A 19,812-nucleotide genomic window follows, 5' to 3' on the forward strand; every position below is an offset into this window, starting at 1 on the left:
TTCTTGGTGGACGCACTCCGGACTATGACCTTCGATCCGTCGTGGAGATGGCTATGGATCGGCTGGACGTCAACGTGGAGATCGCGGACGGGCGCGCCCTGGTGCGGGCACGCGGAGAGATCGATCTGGCGACCGCCGGGCTGCTCGGGAGCATGCTGGAGAACGTCCGGCGACCCGACGGCTGCCGCCGGGTCGAGGTGGACCTCGGACGGGTCTCGTTCATGGACTGTTCCGGGTTGAGCGAGCTGATCAGGGCCAAGGGGCGCCTCCTGCGGCAGGGCGGGACGCTCACGCTCGTCACCTGCTCGCCCCAGGTCGATCGGCTGCTGGAACTCGCCGGCCTCGACCATCGCCTCGACGCGCCGTGGCGCCATCGCGTCAGGTAGCGCCGGTCAGGACTTGACCAGCGTGTACGCCCGCGCGGGATCGATTGCGACGGTCACGTTCGTGCCCTCGGGCAGCGGGCACCCGGGATCGGGCCCGGGAACGTGCCGCCCACGCTGGTGAACCGGCCACGCCCCGGCCGTCACCGCGGCGGCCGCGACCGCTGTCCCGAGCAGGCCGGCCAGCAGGGGTGACCGCGGCGACCGCGACACGACCCGGTGCGCCCGGCCGCCACGTCCCATGGGGAACCACCTCTGCCGTCATCGGCCTGACCCGCCTCGGGAAAGGGATGACCTGCCGGGCCGAACGGCGAAAGGGGGCGTTTCGCGAGTGCGCCGCGGCGAACGTCACGTGCTCGGCGTCATCCGGGCCCTCGGCGGGCGGGGGAGCGGCGGCGCGGGGATGCGCCGTTCATTGACCGCATTTCATCCCGGCTTGGGCGGGAGCGTAGGTGCGCGCGGGCACCGTTCCGGTGGAGCCGGCGCGGCCGGATCGGTGTGACTCGTCCCTCGGGGGACGGCGGAAATCGGGAGAGAACTGCCCATGGGTGAGAGATACAGCGTGCTGCGGGACCTGAGCGCGGCGCGTACGGCGAGTCCCTTCGAGATGGCGCGGTCGGCCGGGCTGGCGCCGCCCCAGGCGTTCGCCCTGGGCGGCGAACCACACGTGGAGGTCCTCGAGCTCAGCAAGCGCGACGTCCGTGACGTGGTCCGCGATCCGGAGGTACGGGCGGTGGCGCCCGTGATGCCGACGGTGCTGATCCAGCCGATCGAGGACGCCTCCGGCGGGCGGGCGGAGGCCGAGGCCACGGCGGCCGCGACCACGTGGGGCGTCAAGGCGGTCGGCGCCGACGTCTCGACGCGCACCGGGGCGGATGTGATCGTGGCCGTCCTGGACACCGGCATCGACGGCAGTCATCCCGCCTTCACCGGGATGACCCTCATCCAGGAGGACTTCAGCGGCTCGGGCATCGGCGACAAGCAGGGCCACGGCACGCACTGCGCCGGTACGATCTTCGGCCGGCCGGTCGAGGGCACACGCATCGGCGTCGCACCCGGCGTGACCCGTGCCCTGATCGGCAAAGTCCTCTCCGACGACGGGAGCGGCGACACCGAGGGGCTGCTGCGGGGGATGGAATGGGCGCTGAACCAGGGCGCTCAGGTGATCTCGATGTCGCTCGGGTTCGACTTCCCCGGCATGGTCCAGCAGATGGTCGACCGGGGACGGCAGCCGAAGTTCGCCACCTCGCTCGCCCTTGAGGCCTACCGGGCCAACCTGCGGCTCTTCGACGCGCTGATGCGGATGGTCGCCGCCCGCGAGGCCATCGGCACCGGCACGATCGTCGTCGCCGCCGCGGGCAACGAGAGCGAGCGTCAGTCCGGCCCCGATTTCGAGATCGCCGTGTCGCTGCCCGCCGCCGCCGAGGGTGTGATCGCGGTCGGCGCGCTGGGGCAGTCGGCCACCGGAAACGGCCTGGTCATCGCGCCCTTCTCCAACACCTTCCCGCAGATCAGCGCCCCGGGGGTCGGCGTGGTCTCCGCGCAGGCCGGCGGTGGCCTGCGTGCCCTGACCGGCACGAGCATGGCGACGCCGCACGTCGCCGGTGTCACGGCGTTGTGGTGGGAGGAGGTGATGAAGTCGCCGCTTCCCGCGACCGCCTCCACCGTCATCGCGCGCCTCATCGCGGACGCCATCGTCAGCCCCCTGGCCTCTGGGGTGGACATCGCCGACCGCGGCGTGGGCCTGGTCCGCGCTCCGTAGCCCGGCCGGCGTCGGACGTGGTCCGAGGGTCAGCCCTTGCCGGCCGCGTTCACGATCCGGGTCGTGGAGCGGTCCGGGATGGCCTCCAGCTCCCAGCAGTCGGCGCCCAGGATCGCCGCCGCGGCGGCGCGGGCGCCGGCGTGCGGGTCTCCCGCCGTGTGCGCCAGCGCGCCCGGCCGCATCGGGGCGAGGAGGTCGATGTAGTCCTCGGGGCCGTGGGCGTCGGGCGGGCCAGTGACGATGAAGACGCCGGTGACGAAGCGGAGCGCGGCCAGGACCTCGGCGCGCTCCGCCGACGGGTTGAACGGGCGGCTCGGACCCTTCCAGGCGCGTACGCGCGGGTCGTCCTCGACGCCGACGACGAGGGGCAGCCCGCGGGCCGCCACCGCGCCCAGATAACGCACGTGCCCCACGTGCAGGATGTCGAAGACCCCGGTCACGACCGCCGCCCCCGGCCGGTCGTACGGCTGCACCCAGACGGCCTCCAGGCTGCTCACGCGACCTCCTTGCTGCCCCACGGGCCTCGGCGTACTCCCCCACGGGCCTAGACGACTCGTCGATCGCAGCGTACTCGGTCGCCGCCGGCGGTCGTGCAGGCGACCTTGGGAAAGGGCATTCCTACCTTTTCGCGATAGTCCTCTGGCCGCCACCCGGGCGTCTCACAACGCAGCGTGAGGTTGGGGCCCGACTATGGGGGAGGTCGCTGTGGCACCGCCGGATTCGCATCGTGTCAACGGGGACGATCTGATCGGCTCGGGCGGTCTCATGGTCCGGCTGCCGGGGATCGCGTCCCAGGTGTCCAGGGCCAGGGGGATCGTCACGGCCGCGCTCGGCCGCGATCATCCGCTCTACGACGACGTGGTGCTGCTCACCAGCGAGCTGGCCACGAACGCGGTCCTGCACACCAGGTCCGGCGCGGGCGGCACGTTCACGGTGAGCGTGACCAGTTCGGAGTCGGCGGTGCGGGTCTGCGTGTCGGACGCGGGTTCCGACGGGCCGCCGTGCGTGTGCCGTACGAGCGCGCGGTCCACCAGCGGGCGCGGCCTGCCGCTGATCGAGGCGCTCAGCCACCGCTGGGGCTTCACCCGCGAGAGCGGCTCGACGACGGTGTGGTTCGAGCTGCTGCAGGCCGGCGTCCCGCCGGTGGCCGAACTCCAGCACGTGAGAACCAGACGGAACTAGACGTCCAGGCGGCACAGGCCCTCGGCGAGGGCCTTGGTGGTGAGGCGGGTGCGGCTGTCGCAGCCGAGCTTGGCGAAGATGTGCTCCAGGTGCGTGGTCACGGTGCGGACGCTGAGGACGAGGGCCGCGGCGATCTGCGGGTTGGAGTCGCCGGCCGCCACCCGGGTGAGGACGTCCACCTCCCGGCCGGTCAGCTCGTACGGCAGCGCGCACGGCCGCTCGGCCGCGACCGCGCCCTGCAGCGCCCCCTGGAATCCGACGCCGGCCCTGAGCAGCCGGAGCTCGTGCCAGTGTCCGTCGCCGTCGAGCCAGAGGCCGTGCCGGCTCAGCTCACGCGAGTCGATGAACGCCCGCGCGTACGCCGCCACGGCCGGGTCGTCCCACAACGCGGCCGACACCTCGCGCCCCGGCACCTCGCGGCGCGTGCCGAGCCGGTCGAAGGCCGCCACGCGGAAGTCCGGCGGCAGCCCCACCGGGTCGATCACGCACCGGGTCAGGTCGGTGACGTGCGCGAGCATCGGGCTCACCGCCGCCACGAGCGCTCCCGTGAGCTGCGGGAACGTCCCCCTGGACGTCAGGTGCAGCAGGCCCGTGTAGCGGCCCTCGGCCAGGAACAGCGGCGCGGTCAGACCGGCCCGCCACCCGTAGGGTTCCAGGTGGCGCCGGAAATAGCGCTCGGTGTCCGGCCCCGGCATGCTCACGGGCGCCCGCGTGGCCAGGGCCCGGCGGTAGGCGTCCAGCCCGGCGTACTCCTCGGCGGCGTCCCGGTCGATGCGCCGGTGCCCGCCGGACACGACGCTGTGGTGCCGCCCGGTCGCGGGGTCGAACGCGACGAACTCGTACGCGTCGAGCGAGACCACCCTGCGCAGCGCGGCCATCGCCCCATGGGCGCTCCCGCCGCCCGCCACCTGATAGCCGACCTCGGCGAACGCCTGCAGCTGGCAGACGTCCAGAGTGATCTCGGCCACGAAGCCTTTATATCATTTGCCAATCCTTGAGGTCTTCTTGAAGGATTTTTTCACGAGCTGCGGCGAGCTACCGGATGCTACGGTGAGAGGCATGCAGCGCGCCTACGTCTCCATCACGACGACGCCGGACCTCGTCCCGGCGCGCTGACTCCATGTCTCCCGGGCGAACGCCCGGGAGAGCTGGTCGTTCGCCCTTTCTCCGGAAAGGATGATCATGAACGACCACCGCAGGCTCGGCCGTGAGCTGGGCATCTTCGACACCGATCCCATGATCGGCTCCGGTCTGCCCTACTGGCTGCCCGCCGGGGCGGCCATGCGCAAGGCCGTCGAGGACTACGTCCACGAGCTGGAGCGCCGCAACGGCTACCAGCACGTCAACTCGCCCGTCCTGGGCAAACGCGAGCTGTACGAGCGATCCGGCCACTGGTCGCACTACGCGGACGACATGTTCCCGCCCATGAACGTGGGCGGCGAGCAGTTCGTGCTGCGCCCCAGCCTGTGCCCGCACCACGCGCTCATCTACCGCTCGCGCCGGCGCAGCCACCGCGAGCTGCCGCTGCGCCTGGCCGAGCTGGGCGGGCAGTACCGCTCCGAGCTGTCCGGCGTCCTGGGCGGCCTGACCAGGGTGCGCTCCATCCAGCTCAACGACGGTCACGTGTTCTGCCCGCCGGAGCAGGCCGCCGCCGAGGTGTCGGCCGCGCTCGACCTGATCGAGGCCGCGCACGCCCGGCTCGGCATCCGCGCCGCGCGGTACCGGCTGTCGCTGCGCGGCGACGGCGGCAAGTTCGTCGACGACCCCGCCATGTGGGCCCGGTCCGAGGCCGTCCTGCGCGACGTGCTCAAGGAGCGCGGACAGTCGTACGACGAGGAGCGCGGCGAGGGCGCCTTCTACGGGCCGAAGATCGACATCCAGATCGCCGACCCGGCCGGGCGCGAGGCCACCCTGTCGACCGTCCAGGTCGACCTCTACATGCCCGAGCGCTTCGACCTGAGCTACGTCGGCGGCCACCGCCCCGCCATGGTGCACCGCAGCGTCGTCGGCGGCCTCGAACGCCTGGTCGCGCACCTCATCGAGGTGCACGGGGGCGCGTTCCCCGCCTGGCTGGCTCCCGTGCAGGCGGTGGTGCTGCCGTTGTCGGACGCCGAGCTGCCGGCCGCCGGGGATCTGCTGCGGCGGTGCCTGGCCGCCGGGCTGCGGGCGGAGCTGGCCGCCGCCGACCGGGGCAGCCTCGGGGCCAGGATCAGGGCGCACCGGCTGGTGCCGTACCAGCTCGTCGTGGGGCCGCGCGAGGCGGCGAGCGGGCAGGCGGCCGTACGGTTGCGCGACGGGAGCCAGGCGGGGGAGGTGCCGATCGAGCGGCTGGCGGCCGATTCGCAACCTTTGTTCTGACAATCAGATAACGGAGCCTTCCCTGATCACGTCAACGGCTCTTAAAGTCCCACCAACACCGTGTCGGGGAGGACGTGTTGACCGAGCTGAGCGATCGTGAGGCCGAGCTGGTTTCCGCTCACGAACAGGAACGTCCGGCGCGGCAGCTGGGCGGAGGGCTCCGGCTCGGTGTGTGGATCGTGGGCGGGCTGCTGTCGGTCTACTCGCTGGTGGTGGTGTTCCGGCCGGTCGAGGCGCTCGAACATCGGATGACGTTCCTGGCGGTGGCGCTGCCGCTGGTGTTCCTGTGCTACCGCTCGGGGATCCCGGCCTGGGGGGACCGGCTGCGGCGCCGCGGTCCCGCCGAGGCGGCTCCCGGTGGAGCGGCCCCGGATGGAGTGGCGCCGGTGCCCGCGGGCGACGAGGCGGGCCCGCCGGCCGGGACGACGGTGGACGGGCGCGCGGTGCCGCCCGCGGTGGAGGGCCGGCCCGACCCGCTGGCCGGCGTGTCGCGGGCGGTGGCGCACCCGGAGGGCACGCGGCGCGCCGAGCGGCCGAGTGTCGCCGACTGGCTGCTGGCCGCGGCCTCGCTGGCCGTGCTGCTCTACCCGCTGGCCGACATCGACGCGTTCCGCGACCGGGGCTCGGGCGCCGCGCTGGCGGGCATGGACGTCGTGGCGGGCCTGGCGCTGACGGTGCTGCTGCTGGAGGCGGTACGGCGGACCGTCGGATGGGCCCTGACCATCATCTGCCTGCTTTTCCTGATTTATGCCTATTACGGTGCCTATTTGCCGATTGACTGGACGATCGGGCATCGCGGCTTCGACCTCGAGCAGATCGTGTCGCAGCTGTACACCGGCACCGAGGGCTTCTTCGGCGTCCCGATGCAGGTGGCCGCGAGCTACATCATCCTCTTCACGATCTACGGCGCCGTGCTGGACTTCTCGGGCGCGAGCCGCTTCTTCATCGACCTGAGCTTCGCCGCCTTCCGCAACTCCCGCTCCGCGCCCGGCCGCACGGTCACCACGGCCGGCTTCCTGCTCGGCACGGTCTCGGGCTCCGGCGTGGCCACCACGGTCAGCCTGGGCAGCGTGGCCTGGCCGGTGCTGCGGCGGGCCGGCTACCCGAAGGAGCCGGCGGGCGGCATCCTGGCCGCCGGCGGCATCGGCGCCATCCTGTCCCCGCCCACGCTGGGCGCCGCGGCGTTCATCATCGCCGAGTACCTCCGGGTCAGCTACCTCGAGGTGCTCCTGTACGCGACGATCCCCACGATCCTTTACTACCTCGGCATCTTCCTGGCCATCGAGATCGACTCGCGCCGCTTCGGCACCCACGCCGTCCAGGTGGACGCGCCCAAGGCGAGCAAGCTCCTGCTGCGCTTCGGCTACCACTTCAGCTCGCTCATCCTCATCATCGTGCTGATGGCGCTGGACCGGTCGGCGTTCCAGTCCGTGGTGATCGCCACCGCCGTGGCGTTCGCGCTGTCCTTCCTCGATCCCGCGCACCGGATGACCCCCACGCGCGTCGGGCAGGCCCTGGCGAAGGGCACCCTCGAAGTGCTGCCGGTGACCGCCGTCTGCGCGGCGGCGGGCATCATCGTCGGAGCCATCACCCAGACCGGCCTCGGGCTCAACCTCAGCGCGATCATCGTCGACTTCGCGGCCGGCAACCTCATCCTCACCACGGTCATGTCCGCCATCGCCGTCATGCTGCTGGGCCTGGCCGTGCCGGTGACCGCGAGCTTCATCATCGCCGCCGTGATCATCGGGCCGGCGCTGACCACGCTCGGCGTCACCCAGGCCGAGGCGTACATGTTCGTCTTCTACTACGCGGTGCTGTCGGAGGTGAGCCCGCCCACGGCGCTGTCGGCGGTGGCCGCGGCCGCGATCACCGGCGGCAACACGTACCGGACCATGATGATGACCTGGCGGTACACACTGCCGGCGTTCCTGGTGCCGTTCGCGTTCGTGCTGACGCCGAACGGCCAGGCGCTGCTCGGGCAGGGGCCGATCGGGACCGTGCTGCTCATGGCGGCGGTCTCGGCGGTCGCGGTGGCCGCCCTCGCCATGGCCACCGGCGGGCTGAGCGGCTGGCCGGAGCGCCTGCTGGCGGCGGTGGCCGCGGTGCTGCTGCTGTTCCTCGAGCCCATCCCCATCGTCGCCGGCCTGGCCGTGCTGGCCGTGGCCGCCGCCGTGCACCTCGTCAGAAGAAGGAGAAGGGATTCAGCGTGAAGCGGATCTTTGCGATAGTCGCCGCGACCGCGCTCGCCGTGGCGGGCTGCGGCGGCGGAGGGAGCGGCGGCGGCTCGGGCAACCGGCTGTCGATCGCCACGGGCGGCACGACGGGCGTCTACTACGTGTACGGCGGCGGCCTGGCCAAGCAGCTGTCGGCGAACATCGCCAACACCCAGGCCACGGCGTCGGTCACCTCGGCCTCCGTCGAGAACATCAAGCTGCTGGCCGGCGGCAAGGCCGACATCGGCTTCTCCCAGGTCGACACCGCGGCCGACGCGGTCAACGGCAAGGACACGTTCACCGCGAAGCAGCCGATCAAGGCCATCGCCCGCATCTACGACAACTACACGCACGTGGTGGTCGCCCCGGGCGTCGACGCGACGAAGGTGGCCGACCTCAAGGGCAAGCGCGTCTCGCTCGGCCCGGCCAACTCCGGCACCCAGGTCGTGGCCCGGCGCATGCTGGAGGCGGCCGGACTCAACCCCGACACCGACATCACCAAGCAGCAGCTGTCGATCAACGAGTCGGTGCAGGCCGCCAAGGACGGCACGATCGACGCGTTCTTCTGGGTCGGCGGGCTGCCCACGGCGGGCATCACCGACCTGGCCACGAGCAAGCCCGACATGAAGATACTCGACACCTCCGACGTGCTGGCGAAGATGCAGACCACGTACGGCCAGCAGTACGTCGGGCTCGACGTCGACATGTCCACGTACAAGCTGGACGGCACGGTCAAGACCGTCGGCGTCGCGAACGTGCTGCTGGTGCCGGACAAGATGAGCGAGCAGCTCGCGTACGACATCACCAAGACCCTGTTCGAGAAGAAGACCGAGCTGTCGGCCGTGCACCCGGAGGCCAAGAAGCTCGACATGAAGCTGGGCCAGCAGGTGGCCCCGGTCGAGCTGCACCCGGGCGCGGCCCGCTACTACAAGGAAAAGGCCTGATCAGGCTTCTCCTGGCGGTCGCGGTGGCGATGGCGCTCGGCTCCGGCGACGGGGCCGGGCGCCTCACCGTGAACGGCCTGCCCGTGTCCGGCGGCTTCATGATCGGGTACGTGCACTCGATCTACCGGGCGCCGTCGGCCGAGGTGTTCACGGTCGAGGGACGCCGGTTCACCATGCGTGCGGTCGTCTCGGCCAGCGAGAACGTCCTGGACTACTACGCGCTGGCGGGCACCCGCGGCCGGACCCCCGCGGGCGGGTGGCTGCTGCGCCTGGCCGAGCCCGCCACGTACGAGGAGCTGTCGCTGCTCACCACCTCGATCGGCCGCCGGACGCTGCTGGCGGGCGGCCGCTGCCTGCCGCTCTACCGCGAGGCGGGCGCCGCCGAGGTGCGGCTGGCGGTCGAGATGACGATCGACGCCCGCGGCGAGCCCTGCCGCCCGCCTTACAACCAGTCCCTCTTCTTGAACGCCGCGTACAGCGCCACCGACGCCAGCGCCACCAGGACCGTGGACATCCAGAACCCCCAGGATTCCCCCTCGCCGGGGTAGGGCACGTTCTGCCCGTAGAAGCCGGTGATCATGGTGGGGACGGCGATGATCGCGGCCCAGCTGGTGACCCGCTTCATGATCTCGTTGAGCCGGAAGCCCTGCTGCGCCAGGCGGGTCTCGCGGGCGTTCGCGAGCATGTCGCGGACCGACTCCACCCACTCCGCCGTCCGCAGCACGTGGTCGTGGACGTCCTCGTAGTACGGCGCCATGACGGGATCGGCGACGAGCTCCTGGTCGCGGCGGAGCAGGGTGCCGATCACCTCGCGCATCGGTAACGCGATCTTGCGGAGCCCGGTGGCGTTCTTGCGCAGCACGTACATGGTCCGCTGCAGCTCCCTGGCATCGTGCACGCCCTCCTCGAACAGCGACTCCTCCAAGGCCTCCGCCTCCGCGTCGAGCTCCTGGACCAGATCGAACTGGGTGTCCACCACGTAGTCGAGCAGGCCGTGCAGGAGGAACATCACGCCGTGCCCGGCCAGGCGGGAGGCGGCGTCCCAGCGCCTCACCACCTCGCCGATGTCGAAGTGGTCGCTCCCGCGGATCGTGACCAGGGCGTTGGGGGTGACGAAGATGTTCACCTCGACGGGGTCGAGCCGGTCCTCCTCGAAGTGCACGCCGTACACGGTGATGAACAGGTGGTTGTCGTAGATATCCACCTTCGGCCGCTGGTGGTCGGTGAGCACGTCCTCGACCGCGAGCTCGTGCAGCCCCAGCTCTTCGCCGATGACGCCGAGGTCCTCCGGCGTCGGCGAGCACAGGTCGAACCAGACCGTGCTGCCGGGGTCCCCGACGTAGTCGGAGACGTCCGCGATCGGGAAGCCCTCCTTCTCGAGGGCGCCGTTCCTGTACAGACGCGTGTGCACCTAGCCGAGTCTGGCAAACCGCCGGGCGTTCCGTACGGCCGCCCCTCCCGGATCGTTGTTGAAGTACACGTAGACGTCCTCCCAAGCCGCCTCGCGCAACCGGCGGGCCCAGGTGCGCAGCGCGGTGTCGCCGTACTCGACGCCGCCCCGCAGGCCCTGGTGCATGCGCACGTAACCCCACCCGGCCGTGCGCCAGAACGGATTCTGCGGGCGGCCCAGCCGGTCCGCCCAGCACAGAGCCGCCCCGTGAGCCCGCATGACGTCGCGTACCTCCTCGATCCACCAGGAGTCGTGCCGCGGCTCGACGGCCACCCGCACGTCGCGCGGGAAGCACGCCAGGCACCGGTCGAGCCTGCCGGGCTCGGCGCGGAGCGTCGGCGGGAGCTGCAGCAGGATCGGGCCGAGCTTCTCCTTCAGCGCCGAGGCGGCCGTCATCAGCCGCTGGACCGGCTCCTCCGGCTCGTCCAGCCGCTTGATGTGGGTGAGGAACCTGCTGGCCTTGACGGCGATCACGAACCCGCCGGGCGTGCGCTCCCGCCAGGCGGCGAACGTCTCGGGCGCGGGCAGCCGGTAGAAGGCGTTGTTGCTCTCGACGGTCGGGAACTCCCGCGCGTACGTCTCCAGCCAGAGCCGCTGCGGCACCCCCTCCGGATACAGCACTCCCCGCCAGTCCTTGTACTGCCACCCGGAGGTGCCGACCAGCCACGTCATGTTTTACGCCTACCCTGACCTCCGGCGTGCAGTACTGTCACTACTCATCATCCGAGGAGGACCTTCACGTCGATGGGCGCCAATCACGCGCACGGCACCACTGTCCGAAGCTCGCGGCGCACGTTCGTCGCCAGCCTGGTCGTGCTGGTGCCACTGGCGATCGTCACGCTGGCCGGCCTGTTGTGGCTCTGGCCTGACGGGCTCGATGCGGGCACGGCGCAGTCCGGGGTCGAGCGGCTCCACGGGACGGTCACCAGCGTCACGCTCAAACCCTGTCCCGCCACCGCCGAGGGCGCGCCCAAGCCGGACCCCGCCACGTGCGGGAACGCCACGGTCAAGGTCGGCGACGGCCCCGACGTGAACAAGGACGCCGCGCTCCGCCTGCCGAGCGGCCCCGGCGCGCAGCGCTTCGCCGCGGGCGACGACGTGATCCTGCTGCGCGACCAGGACGGGGCGTACCAGATCTCCGATCACGACCGGGCGGTGCCGCTGTGGTTGTTCGTCGGGGCGTTCGCGCTGGCGGTGATCGCCTTCGGCCGCTGGCGCGGCGTCACCGCGCTCGTGGGGCTGGCGGTCACGTTCGTGCTGCTGCTGACGTTCGTCATCCCCGGCATCCTCGAGGGCAAGCCGCCCATGCTGGTGGCCGTCGTCGGGGCGGCGGCGATCATGCTGATCGTCCTCTACCTCACGCACGGCTTCTCGCCGTCCACGTCGATGGCCGTGCTCGGCACGCTCGCCAGCCTGGCGCTCACCGCGGGGCTGTCGTACGCGGCGCTGGGGCTGGCCGAGCTCAACGGCGTCACCGACGACGCCTCGCAGTTCGTGACCCTGAGCCTGCCGATCGACACCCAAGGTCTGCTGCTGGCCGGGATCATCATCGGCGCGCTGGGGGTGCTCGACGACGTCACGGTCACGCAGGCGGTGACGGTGGCCGAACTGGCGCACGCCAATCCCTCGTACGGGTTCTCGCGCCTCTACCGGGCGGCCAGCCGGATCGGGCGGGCGCACATCGCTTCGGTGATCAACACGATCATCCTGGCGTACGCGGGCGCGTCGCTGCCGTTGCTGCTGCTGTTCAGCATCGGGTCGCAGCCCCTGGGCGATGTGCTGACGACGCCGGTCATCGCGCAGGAGATCGTCCGCAGCATCGCCGGCACGCTCGGCCTGATCTCCGCCGTGCCCATCACCACGGCCCTCGCGGCCCTGTCCGCCTCCCGCTCCGCCCGGCACGCCGAGCCCGGCCCCGCCGGCGAAGAGGAGACGTCGTCCGAGGAGGACTTCTTCAGCCGGCCGGACGATGACGGGGACGACGACTTCTTCACCCGTCCCGACGACACCTCCGATGGTTTCTTCAACGGCACAGGCCGCCGTCGCGACAGCAGCCGCGAGCCGGGCCCGGACCGCCGCGAGTCCCCGGTGCCGGAAGGCGGCTTCTTCACCCCGGCCACGAGCCAGCATCCCGGCCCTTCCGGCCACGTGGCTCACGGCCCGGTGCCGTATCCCACGGTCCAGCAGGGGGAGAACCCCTACGCGCGCCCGGTCGGGCGTGCCCCGCGAGACAACCCGACCGACCGGCTGCCGGGGCGCCGTCGCCGCCGCGCGGGCTCCTGAAGGGCCCGGCGGCCGGTCAGTAGGCCTCGGTGCTGCCGTCCACCCGCAGCTTCCGCCGGGCCCGCTCGTAGAAGGTCGTGCCGAGCCGTACCACTTTCGCCGCCCCCGGCCAGGCGGTCACCGTGATGCTGTCACCGGGACACAGATGCCCCATGATCGCCCCGTCGACCTCCACCGCCAGACGCCCGCTGGTGGGCAGCACCTCCAGCGTCACCTCCTCGTCAGCGGGCAGCACCAGCGCCCGGTTGAACGCGGAATGCGCGGCGGCGGGCACGACGAGCACCGCCTCCACCCGGGGCGACACGATGGGCCCTCCGGCGGAGAAGCTGTAGGCGGTGGACCCCGTGGACGTCGCCACGATCACCGCGTCCGCCGCGAATCTGACGAAATCGCTCCCTGCCGGGCTCACGGACACGGCCGCCAGCCCCTCCCCGGGGATCCGTACGAGCGCGATGTCGTTGAACGCGGTCACCTCCACGTCCCCGACCCGGCTCCGGATCGCCATGCGCGGCTCGATCGTGTACCGGTGCCCGTCGATGGCCGACAGCGTGTCGCCCAGCTCGTCCACGTCGATCTCCGCCAGGAACCCGAGCCGCCCGAGATTCACTCCGAGGATGGGCGTCGGCCGCCCGGCGAGCAGCCGCATGGTCCGCAGCATCGTCCCGTCCCCGCCGAGCCCGACCAGCAGATCGGCCCGCTCGACGAGCGCCTCGGCGTCGACGGCCACGGCGGAGCAGTCGATCCGCCCCACCTCCTCGGGCAGCCCGAGCACGGTGGCGCCCTTGCCCGCCGCCCAGCGCAGGATGGTGTCTATCGCCTTCTTGGAATCGCGCTGAGGGTGCAACACCAGCCCGACCGTCCCGACCATGCCCATGGGGCAACCATATGCGGTGGGAGCACGGTCACGGCCGGGTCAGGACGACGTGCAGGGCGGGGTGGTCGGTGTAGCGCATGCCGGCGACCTCGGTCCGCACGAATCCCACGTTGGCCGCGAAGACGTGCTGCACGCTGCCGTCGCCCTTACGGAAGAAGGGGGAGACGTTGCAGTCCTGGACATTCGGACCGATCAGCGGGGCGTACTTCAGGTTGAAGTCGCCGGCCAGGAACGTCGGCTTGCCGGCCACGGCCCGGTCGCGGAGCATCGCGATGGCCGCCTTGCACTGGGCCATGGCGACGTTTCCGGTGGTCGACAGGTGGGTGCTGCAGCCGACCAGGTCGGAGAACTCGGCGCACACGTAGACGCGCTTCTCGCTGCCGCTGTCCTGGGTGGCGTACTGGCCGGAGAACACGGTCCCGGGGGTGGCGGACCGGAAGATCAGGCCGTTGCCGTACTCGTCGCCGTTGGTGCAGCGTACGGGCGTGCCGTCGGGGCGGCGGGCCGGGGCGAAGGCGCTGAAGCCGTTCGCCATGGCGGCGGCCAGCTGCGGCAGGTCGTTCCGGCAGATCTCGTTGAGTGAGACGACGTGGGGCTGCCTGGCGGTGATGACGGCGTTCGCCTCCTGGAGGGTGGCGGCGCCGTTGTAGCAGGAGGTGTTGACGCCGCTGTGGCACAGGTTGAGCTGCAGCACGCGGTATTCCTGCGCGGCCGAGGCAGGCGTGGCCAAGACGCTCAGGGTCAGGGTGAGGGCGAGGATGACGCGGATCATGGGCTCCCCTTTGCGACGGGATCTTCCTGTCGCGGACAGCGTCTCAGCGGACTCCGCTAGCGTCGAGGGCATGCGGCTTCATGTGGGATGTGCGATGTGGACGCACGCGTCGTGGCAGGGCCGGTTCCTGCCCGGCCCGCTCCCGCCGGGGGAGCGGTTGCGCGCGTACGCGACGTGGTGCAACGCGGTGGAGGGCAACACGACGTTCTACGCCACCCCGACGCGGGCGACGGCGGAGTCGTGGGCCGCCCAGACCGATCCGGGCTTCCGTTTCGTGGTCAAGCTCCCCAAGCCCATCACCCACGAGCACCGCCTGGTGGGCGCGGACGAGCTGTTGCGCTCTTTCCTGGAGGCCGTGGAGCCGCTGGGGGAGCGTAACCACGCCTTGTGGGTGCAACTGCCGAGTTCGTTCGGCCCGTCCGATCTGGGGTCGTTGGCGGCCTTCCTCCGCCGCCTTCCCGGGTCATATCGCTATGCGGTCGAGGTCCGCCACCGCGCGTTCTTCGCGGATGAGCGTTCGGAACGGCTGCTGGAGCAGGTCCTGGCGGGCCGTGATGCCGAGTGGGTCCCGTTCGACACCACCGCCTTCTTCGCCAGCCCACCGACCAGCGACGCCGAACGCGACGCCTGGACCAAGAAACCCCGCGTGCCACGCCGCACGCGAGCCCTCACCGGTCACCCGATCGTCCGCTACCTCGGACGCGACGCCACGGACCGGACCGTGGAGGGGTGGCGGCCGTGGGTGGACACGGTCTCCGAATGGCTGCGCGAAGGGCGCTCGCCGACCGTCTTCATCCACACCCCGGACAACGCCGACGCGCCGACGCTGGCGCGCCGTTTCCACGACGAGGTACGGTCCCGCGTGCCCCTGCTCGAACCCCTGCCCGAGCCGGTAGGGCCCGGGCAGGCGGATGAGGAGCCGCTGACTCTCTTCTGAGTCGATGTGCTCAGTTCGCCTCGGGAACCCCTGCGGGGGAGAGGCACGGCAGCCGGGCCGAGCTGTACAGCACCGCGATCAGGGCCACGATGGCGGCGAACCAGGCGATGAGCGTGATCGGAGCCACGGCGGCGTAGCCGTACCCGACCAGCATGCCGAGCGCTCCCAACCCGACCACGGTCCAGCGCGCCACGTCGAGCCAGGTGGCCCTGGAGGTCTCTCCATTGGGCCGGATCCGGTCGATGACGGCGTCGGCGGTCAGCCAGACGGCGATCAAGGCACCGGCTGTGCCGGCGATGCCGGCCACGTGCTGAAAATCACCGAGCGGGAACATAGCGGCAACCGAGACACAGACCATGATGATGGCGGCGGGTCCTGGCCGGGTCGAAGCCGTCGCCGGGGGATCGATGCAGCTGAGCCAGCCCGGATGCGCATAATCCCCATCCGACCGGGTCGAGCAGCAGGTCGAAGCCATTGATGCGGAGAGCGCCGAAAGCGATGACGAAACCAGTAGCGATCTTCGTGACGGGCAGCATGCCCCACAACCTTTCTGCGAATGCCTAGCCGGTCACGGGCTTCCGCGTCGGTGACAGGCACGGCAGCCGGGCGGACCGGTACAGCACGATGATCAGGGCGACCAAGGCGGCGAACCAGGCGATGACCGTGACGGGGCCGAGGACGGCATAGCCGTACCCGGCCGGCACGCCGAGCACGCCCAGGCCGGCCACGGCCCAGCGCAGCACGTCGAGCCGGGCGGCTCTGGAGGTCTCCTCGTGGGAGCGCAACCGTCTGATGACGGCCTCGACGGTCAGCCAGACGGCGATCAGGGCTCCCGCTGTGCCGGCGAGGCCGATCACGTGCTCGACGGGGGAGTCCGTCAGGTGCTCGCCCGAGCCGCGGTCGTAGTCGATCATGGCGGCGAACGAGAGGAAGAACATGACGAGGGCGATGGACCTTGCCCGGGCGAAGGGATCTTCCGCGGATCGCTGCAGTTGAGACAGCCCGGCTGCGCACAGTCCCCATCCGGCGGGATCGAGCAGCAGGTCGAAGCCGTTCAGGCGGAGGGCGCCGAAGACGAGGACGAATCCGAGAGCGATCTTCGTGACGGGCGGCATGCGCCCTTCGGGCGTGTCGCCACCGGCTGCTGGGCCGCCTGTCAGGACCAATCCTTCACCGCCTGATTGCAAACGTTGCCGGCGAGGGCCCGCTGCCAGGCGATGGGGAGATCCTCTTCAGGGCCGTTCAGCCGCCATGAATCCCACGTCACCTCCGCAGACCTCGTGCCCGTCCAGGTTTCATAGGTGAAGCGGATCGGCTGAGGTTCGTGCGGTACCGCGGCGCAGTCGGTGATGACGACGCGCCGCGTCAGCCTTTCCAGGTCGCCGGGCGCCACGGTGACCGCGGGACGTTCCTCTTTCGCCGTGTCGGCGGGCAGGAAGCGGAGGCCCGGAACTTCCGCCGAGATATCGGTGAGGGTGAAGGACGCCGCACCCTCGTTTTCCACATCGATATGGACGAAGGCGGACAGGACGCCATTCTCATCCACGTCGGCGTGGAGGAAGAAATCGTCGAGCTCCCATCGGATATGCGGGATTATCGCCCCTGACCACCACAGGCCCGCGGCGATGACCGTGAGCGACAGGCAACCGAACACCACGGCGCGTAATCGCGCACGTTGTGCGGGCCACGAGGTGACGCCGAATTGCTGCCACACGTCATCCGAATTCACGAAACAGAACCCTATAGGGTGGCCCCTCGTGACGATACCGCCGATGATTCTCTGGGCAGCCGCCGTGATCACCCTGCTGGTGGCGGCCGTGCCGGTCACGCGGGAGCGGTTGACCAGGTTCGCCGCCCTGACCGGCCTTTCCGTCACAGCGGCCAACGCCTGTCAGGTCATCGCTCACTTCGCCCGTCTGCGGCGCCGGCGGCTGTTCGACCTCACCGTCGCCGTCCCCCTGGCCTGTTTCACCAATGACCCGTTCTATCTGGTCCTGGGCTGGTGTGCCGTTTCCGTGTTCGGCGATGTACGGCTTTCGGCCCCGCTGCTCCGTGGTCGCGACAATGCGAACATCTATCGGCAGGCATGGCTGCTCGGTTTGGGCGGAGCCGTTCTGGTGATGGGCTATCTGCTGACAACGCGGGGCGAAACGACGGCGCTTCTCACCCATGCCGCCGTCGTGATTGTCGTGGCGGTGGCCGTATCGTATGGCGCGCGGAAAACGAGCGCCGTGCCGGCGCCTGGGGAATCGGACGACGTGGCACGGGCCGAGCCGGCCATCGGGCGATGGTCGGCGCGAAACCTTTACCTCGGAGGCGCCGCAATCGTGTTGTCGGGCGCGTTGCTCACCCCCGGGCAATCGCAGCCGCGCGAACTGCCCGAATACTCGATGCCCAGACCGTTCTCGCCGGAAAGGGCCGCGTTCACCGTGGTGGACGAAATGGCGGAGCCCACCTGTCCGTGGTTCGACCAGCTGGACGACCGCTGCCGGTACTGGCTGGTCAACGGGGAGCCGTTTCCGCAGGCCGCGCCATACGTCATCCGGAAAGGCGGAGCGCCGCGGGCGGCGCCGTTCGTGCGACGGCCTGACGGCAAGGCCGTCGTCTACCTGGACCGGGAGACCCGCCGCATGACGTACGAGAACGCCCGGGGCATCCGCCGTCTCACCGGCGGCCTGCCCGACAGCGAGGTGCCGACGCCCACCTTCGCGGGCCAGAACAGGTACGTCGCCCTGGTCAAGGACGGCGCGCAGATCATCGACGCCAAGAGCTGGGCCACGGTGCGGATCCCCGCCGCGCAGAAGGTCCATGAGATGAACGGGAGCGGCAGCGTGGTCACAACGGCGTCCCGGATCCTCGTGCTCGACCGCCGGGGGAGGAGGCGGATGAGCCTGCCCCTCAAGAAGGTCAGGGACGACGCTCCCGACGACACGTACAACTTGCGGCCGGACGGACGCCGCTTCGTGGTCATCCGCGGCCATGACATGCGTGTTGAGACCTTCGATCCGAGGACTGGCAAGCGAATGTCCAGCGTCACCCCCACGTTCCCCGGCGACGACTTCATCGACGTCGGTCTCGGGTGGTCGAAGGAGGGCACCTTCCTGGTCCGTGGCTACGACAGCGGTCGCGTCTACCACCTCGACCTGGAGACGGGCAGGCTCTGGCGGCGCAAGAAGTGAGCACCGGCATGATCGCGTAATCTTCCGTGACATGACAGGCGACATCGTGGCGAAGCGCGTGACGAACCTGCTGGCGCCGCAGGTGCTGGTGATCGCCATGCCGCCCCTCGTCGGCCTGCTCGCGCAGGGGTGGATCGGCGCCGCCTGGGGGCTGGTCGCCTCGGCGTTCTGCGGTGGCGTGCCGGCGGCCGTCATCGCCGTGGGCGTGCGGTCCGGTCGGCTCGACTCGCACCACATCGTGGAGCGCTCCCGGCGCACGGGACCGTTGCTCGCCGCCGTGGCGGCCGTGCTCGTGGCTCTGGCGCTGCTGGTGGTGATGGGGGCGCCGACGCTGCTCGTGGCCACCGTGACGGCGATGCTGGCGGCGCTGGCGGTGACCGTGCCCGTGACGTTGCGCTGGAAGATCTCCTTCCACGCCGCCGTGTCCGCGGGCACGGTCGTGGTGTTCGCGCACGTGCTGCCCGCCTGGCCGGCCGGGATCGCCGGGGCCGCGGTCGTGGCGCTGGTGTGCTGGGCGAGGGTGCGGCTCGCGCATCACACGTGGGCGCAGGTCGTGGCGGGGGCGGTGGTCGGCACGGTGACGACCTGGGTGACGCTGGCGACGTTCGGGGGGCAATAGCCCCAGGAACAGGCCCAGGAATAGGCAGGGGCGCCGGTGGGTTGCGGCGAGCATGGATGCTGGGAACCGCGGCCGGGTGCGCGTCGAGCGGACGGCCAAGCGTGTGAGGACCTATCTGGGCGGCCGGGTGGTGGCCGACACGACCTCCGCCCTGCTGGTGTGGGAGGTCCCGTACTACCCCACCTACTACTTCCCGCTCGCCGACGTGGACGAGGCCACGCTCAAGGCGACCGGGACCGGCAAGCACTCGCCGAGCAGGGGCGACGCCGTCGTCTACACGGTGGCCTCCGGCATGGCGGAGGCGGCGGACGCGGCGCTGGCGTACCCGGACTCGCCGCTGGAGGAGATCCGCGGGCACGTCACGTTCGACTGGGAGGCCATGGACGCCTGGTTCGAGGAGGACGAGCAGGTCTACGTCCACGCGCGCGACCCGTACACGCGGGTGGACATCCTGCCCAGTTCGCGGCACGTGCGGGTCGAGGTGGACGGCGTCACCGTGGCGGACTCGCGCGGCGCGCGCATCCTCTTCGAGACGGGGCTTCCGGCCCGCTACTACCTGCCGAAGACGGACGTGCGGCTCGACCTGCTCGAACCCACCGACACCGTCACCCACTGCCCGTACAAGGGGACGGCGGAGTACTGGTCGGTCAACGGCAAGAAGGACCTGGCCTGGTCGTACCGGACGCCGTTGCCGGAGAGCGAGCGGGTCGCCGGGCTGATCGCGTTCTACAACGAGAAGCTCGACATCTACGTGGACGGCGAACGCGAGGAGCGGCCGAAGACGAAGTTCTCCTGAGTTGACAGACGGCGCACGGGTATAACACCCTTTCACTATTCCATTAGTGAAAGGGTGTTA

General features: G+C 70.7%; 22 protein-coding genes and 1 pseudogene. 12 read left to right on the top strand and 11 right to left on the bottom strand.

Annotation, left to right across the window (positions count from 1 at the left end; translation table 11 throughout):
* The first annotated feature begins 53 nt into the window (after positions 1–53).
* Positions 54–386 carry an STAS domain-containing protein gene (locus ACIBX3_RS11710; protein WP_397115784.1) on the top strand — a complete coding sequence of 111 codons (333 nt, stop codon included), beginning with the start codon at positions 54–56 and terminating at the stop codon, positions 384–386.
* 6 nt (positions 387–392) lie between these two features.
* Here ACIBX3_RS11710 and ACIBX3_RS11715 read toward each other — a convergent pair whose 3' ends face one another.
* The gene (locus ACIBX3_RS11715; RefSeq protein ID WP_397115786.1) at positions 393–626 is read right to left on the bottom strand and encodes a hypothetical protein; all 234 of its coding nucleotides are present in this window, start codon (positions 624–626) and stop codon (positions 393–395) included.
* 301 nt (positions 627–927) lie between these two features.
* Here ACIBX3_RS11715 and ACIBX3_RS11720 point away from each other — a divergent pair, with 301 nt between their 5' ends.
* Positions 928–2,145, top strand: coding sequence for a S8 family peptidase (locus tag ACIBX3_RS11720; protein WP_397115788.1), 1,218 nt, complete (start codon positions 928–930; stop codon positions 2,143–2,145).
* 29 nt (positions 2,146–2,174) lie between these two features.
* On the opposite strand, the gene ACIBX3_RS11725 is transcribed toward ACIBX3_RS11720, so the two are convergent.
* Entirely contained in the window at positions 2,175–2,642 is a 468-nt protein-coding gene (locus ACIBX3_RS11725; protein WP_397115790.1) for an adenylyltransferase/cytidyltransferase family protein, read from the bottom strand.
* Between the two features lie 208 nt (positions 2,643–2,850).
* On the opposite strand from ACIBX3_RS11725, the gene ACIBX3_RS11730 reads away from it, so the two are divergent.
* Complete coding sequence (locus tag ACIBX3_RS11730; protein WP_397115792.1) at positions 2,851–3,327, top strand: ATP-binding protein; 477 nt, start codon at positions 2,851–2,853, stop codon at positions 3,325–3,327.
* Here ACIBX3_RS11730 and ACIBX3_RS11735 read toward each other — a convergent pair.
* Positions 3,324–4,295, bottom strand: a complete 972-nt coding sequence (locus tag ACIBX3_RS11735; RefSeq protein WP_397115794.1) for a response regulator transcription factor — start codon at positions 4,293–4,295, stop codon at positions 3,324–3,326. The genes ACIBX3_RS11730 and ACIBX3_RS11735 overlap by 4 nt on opposite strands.
* A gap of 205 nt (positions 4,296–4,500) precedes the next feature.
* Between ACIBX3_RS11735 and thrS the strand changes: the two are divergent.
* From thrS to ACIBX3_RS11755, 4 genes and pseudogenes are all read left to right on the top strand, one after another.
* A pseudogene (thrS, locus tag ACIBX3_RS11740) lies at positions 4,501–5,685 on the top strand (threonine--tRNA ligase); the annotation flags it as partial.
* A gap of 77 nt (positions 5,686–5,762) precedes the next feature.
* Complete coding sequence (locus tag ACIBX3_RS11745) at positions 5,763–7,895, top strand: TRAP transporter permease (RefSeq protein WP_397115796.1); 2,133 nt, start codon at positions 5,763–5,765, stop codon at positions 7,893–7,895.
* Positions 7,892–8,842: a TAXI family TRAP transporter solute-binding subunit gene (locus ACIBX3_RS11750; protein ID WP_397115798.1), complete on the top strand. Its 951-nt coding sequence runs from the start codon at positions 7,892–7,894 to the stop codon at positions 8,840–8,842. Before ACIBX3_RS11745 ends, ACIBX3_RS11750 begins: the two co-directional genes overlap by 4 nt.
* 23 nt (positions 8,843–8,865) lie before the next feature.
* Positions 8,866–9,390, top strand: coding sequence for a hypothetical protein (locus tag ACIBX3_RS11755; protein WP_397115800.1), 525 nt, complete (start codon positions 8,866–8,868; stop codon positions 9,388–9,390).
* Here the strand turns inward: ACIBX3_RS11755 and ACIBX3_RS11760 are convergent.
* Together ACIBX3_RS11760 and ACIBX3_RS11765 are read right to left on the bottom strand one after the other, a co-directional pair.
* Positions 9,285–10,253 carry a magnesium transporter CorA family protein gene (locus tag ACIBX3_RS11760; protein WP_397115802.1) on the bottom strand — a complete coding sequence of 323 codons (969 nt, stop codon included), beginning with the start codon at positions 10,251–10,253 and terminating at the stop codon, positions 9,285–9,287. The two genes, ACIBX3_RS11755 and ACIBX3_RS11760, sit on opposite strands and share 106 nt — an antisense overlap.
* Positions 10,254–10,964, bottom strand: a complete 711-nt coding sequence (locus ACIBX3_RS11765) for a DUF72 domain-containing protein (RefSeq protein WP_397115803.1) — start codon at positions 10,962–10,964, stop codon at positions 10,254–10,256.
* A 72-nt stretch (positions 10,965–11,036) separates the two neighbouring features.
* On the opposite strand from ACIBX3_RS11765, the gene ACIBX3_RS11770 reads away from it, so the two are divergent.
* On the top strand, positions 11,037–12,575 hold the full coding sequence (locus ACIBX3_RS11770; RefSeq protein ID WP_397115805.1) for a YibE/F family protein: 1,539 nt from the start codon (positions 11,037–11,039) through the stop codon (positions 12,573–12,575).
* A gap of 16 nt (positions 12,576–12,591) precedes the next feature.
* On the opposite strand, the gene ACIBX3_RS11775 is transcribed toward ACIBX3_RS11770, so the two are convergent.
* Both ACIBX3_RS11775 and ACIBX3_RS11780 read right to left on the bottom strand, forming a co-directional pair.
* Complete coding sequence (locus ACIBX3_RS11775; RefSeq protein WP_397115807.1) at positions 12,592–13,449, bottom strand: NAD(+)/NADH kinase; 858 nt, start codon at positions 13,447–13,449, stop codon at positions 12,592–12,594.
* Between the two features lie 28 nt (positions 13,450–13,477).
* Positions 13,478–14,221: an endonuclease/exonuclease/phosphatase family protein gene (locus tag ACIBX3_RS11780; RefSeq protein WP_397115809.1), complete on the bottom strand. Its 744-nt coding sequence runs from the start codon at positions 14,219–14,221 to the stop codon at positions 13,478–13,480.
* Positions 14,222–14,291: 70 nt separating this feature from the next.
* On the opposite strand from ACIBX3_RS11780, the gene ACIBX3_RS11785 reads away from it, so the two are divergent.
* Entirely contained in the window at positions 14,292–15,158 is an 867-nt protein-coding gene (locus tag ACIBX3_RS11785; protein ID WP_397115810.1) for a DUF72 domain-containing protein, read from the top strand.
* 10 nt (positions 15,159–15,168) lie between these two features.
* Here the strand turns inward: ACIBX3_RS11785 and ACIBX3_RS11790 are convergent, their stop codons facing one another.
* The 4 genes from ACIBX3_RS11790 to ACIBX3_RS11805 are packed head-to-tail and all read right to left on the bottom strand — an operon-like array spanning position 15,169 to position 16,887.
* Positions 15,169–15,465 (bottom strand): hypothetical protein, encoded by a 297-nt coding sequence (locus ACIBX3_RS11790; protein ID WP_397115812.1) that lies wholly within the window; start codon positions 15,463–15,465, stop codon positions 15,169–15,171.
* A 10-nt stretch (positions 15,466–15,475) separates the two neighbouring features.
* A complete protein-coding gene (locus ACIBX3_RS11795; RefSeq protein WP_397115813.1) occupies positions 15,476–15,694 on the bottom strand; it encodes a hypothetical protein in 219 nt (72 codons plus the stop codon).
* 24 nt (positions 15,695–15,718) lie between these two features.
* Positions 15,719–16,273, bottom strand: a complete 555-nt coding sequence (locus ACIBX3_RS11800; protein ID WP_397115815.1) for a hypothetical protein — start codon at positions 16,271–16,273, stop codon at positions 15,719–15,721.
* 41 nt (positions 16,274–16,314) lie between these two features.
* Positions 16,315–16,887 (bottom strand): hypothetical protein, encoded by a 573-nt coding sequence (locus ACIBX3_RS11805; protein WP_397115816.1) that lies wholly within the window; start codon positions 16,885–16,887, stop codon positions 16,315–16,317.
* 43 nt (positions 16,888–16,930) lie between these two features.
* Here ACIBX3_RS11805 and ACIBX3_RS11810 point away from each other — a divergent pair, with 43 nt between their 5' ends.
* The 3 genes from ACIBX3_RS11810 to ACIBX3_RS11820 are packed head-to-tail and all read left to right on the top strand — an operon-like array spanning position 16,931 to position 19,752.
* Entirely contained in the window at positions 16,931–18,337 is a 1,407-nt protein-coding gene (locus ACIBX3_RS11810; protein ID WP_397115818.1) for a hypothetical protein, read from the top strand.
* 31 nt (positions 18,338–18,368) lie between these two features.
* Positions 18,369–18,956: a hypothetical protein gene (locus ACIBX3_RS11815; RefSeq protein ID WP_397115820.1), complete on the top strand. Its 588-nt coding sequence runs from the start codon at positions 18,369–18,371 to the stop codon at positions 18,954–18,956.
* A 52-nt stretch (positions 18,957–19,008) separates the two neighbouring features.
* A complete protein-coding gene (locus ACIBX3_RS11820; protein ID WP_397115822.1) occupies positions 19,009–19,752 on the top strand; it encodes a DUF427 domain-containing protein in 744 nt (247 codons plus the stop codon).
* Positions 19,753–19,812 lie beyond the last annotated feature (60 nt).

This window comes from Nonomuraea sp. NPDC049480, from assembly GCF_044465905.1.
Lineage (GTDB): Bacteria > Actinomycetota > Actinomycetes > Streptosporangiales > Streptosporangiaceae > Nonomuraea.

What these genes read in the sequence shown, in the direction of transcription:
- ACIBX3_RS11775 (WP_397115807.1), bottom strand. Translation starts at nt 13,449, where the DNA reads ATGGGCATGGTCGGGACGGTCGGGCTGGTGTTGCACCCTCAGCGCGAT.
- ACIBX3_RS11710 (WP_397115784.1), top strand. Translation starts at nt 54, where the DNA reads ATGGATCGGCTGGACGTCAACGTGGAGATCGCGGACGGGCGCGCCCTG.
- ACIBX3_RS11765 (WP_397115803.1), bottom strand. Translation starts at nt 10,964, where the DNA reads ATGACGTGGCTGGTCGGCACCTCCGGGTGGCAGTACAAGGACTGGCGG.
- ACIBX3_RS11820 (WP_397115822.1), top strand. Translation starts at nt 19,009, where the DNA reads ATGGATGCTGGGAACCGCGGCCGGGTGCGCGTCGAGCGGACGGCCAAG.
- ACIBX3_RS11780 (WP_397115809.1), bottom strand. Translation starts at nt 14,221, where the DNA reads ATGATCCGCGTCATCCTCGCCCTCACCCTGACCCTGAGCGTCTTGGCC.
- ACIBX3_RS11795 (WP_397115813.1), bottom strand. Translation starts at nt 15,694, where the DNA reads ATGCTGCCCGTCACGAAGATCGCTACTGGTTTCGTCATCGCTTTCGGC.
- ACIBX3_RS11815 (WP_397115820.1), top strand. Translation starts at nt 18,369, where the DNA reads ATGACAGGCGACATCGTGGCGAAGCGCGTGACGAACCTGCTGGCGCCG.
- ACIBX3_RS11800 (WP_397115815.1), bottom strand. Translation starts at nt 16,273, where the DNA reads ATGCCGCCCGTCACGAAGATCGCTCTCGGATTCGTCCTCGTCTTCGGC.
- ACIBX3_RS11770 (WP_397115805.1), top strand. Translation starts at nt 11,037, where the DNA reads ATGGGCGCCAATCACGCGCACGGCACCACTGTCCGAAGCTCGCGGCGC.
- ACIBX3_RS11720 (WP_397115788.1), top strand. Translation starts at nt 928, where the DNA reads ATGGGTGAGAGATACAGCGTGCTGCGGGACCTGAGCGCGGCGCGTACG.
- ACIBX3_RS11810 (WP_397115818.1), top strand. Translation starts at nt 16,931, where the DNA reads ATGATTCTCTGGGCAGCCGCCGTGATCACCCTGCTGGTGGCGGCCGTG.
- ACIBX3_RS11785 (WP_397115810.1), top strand. Translation starts at nt 14,292, where the DNA reads ATGCGGCTTCATGTGGGATGTGCGATGTGGACGCACGCGTCGTGGCAG.
- ACIBX3_RS11715 (WP_397115786.1), bottom strand. Translation starts at nt 626, where the DNA reads ATGGGACGTGGCGGCCGGGCGCACCGGGTCGTGTCGCGGTCGCCGCGG.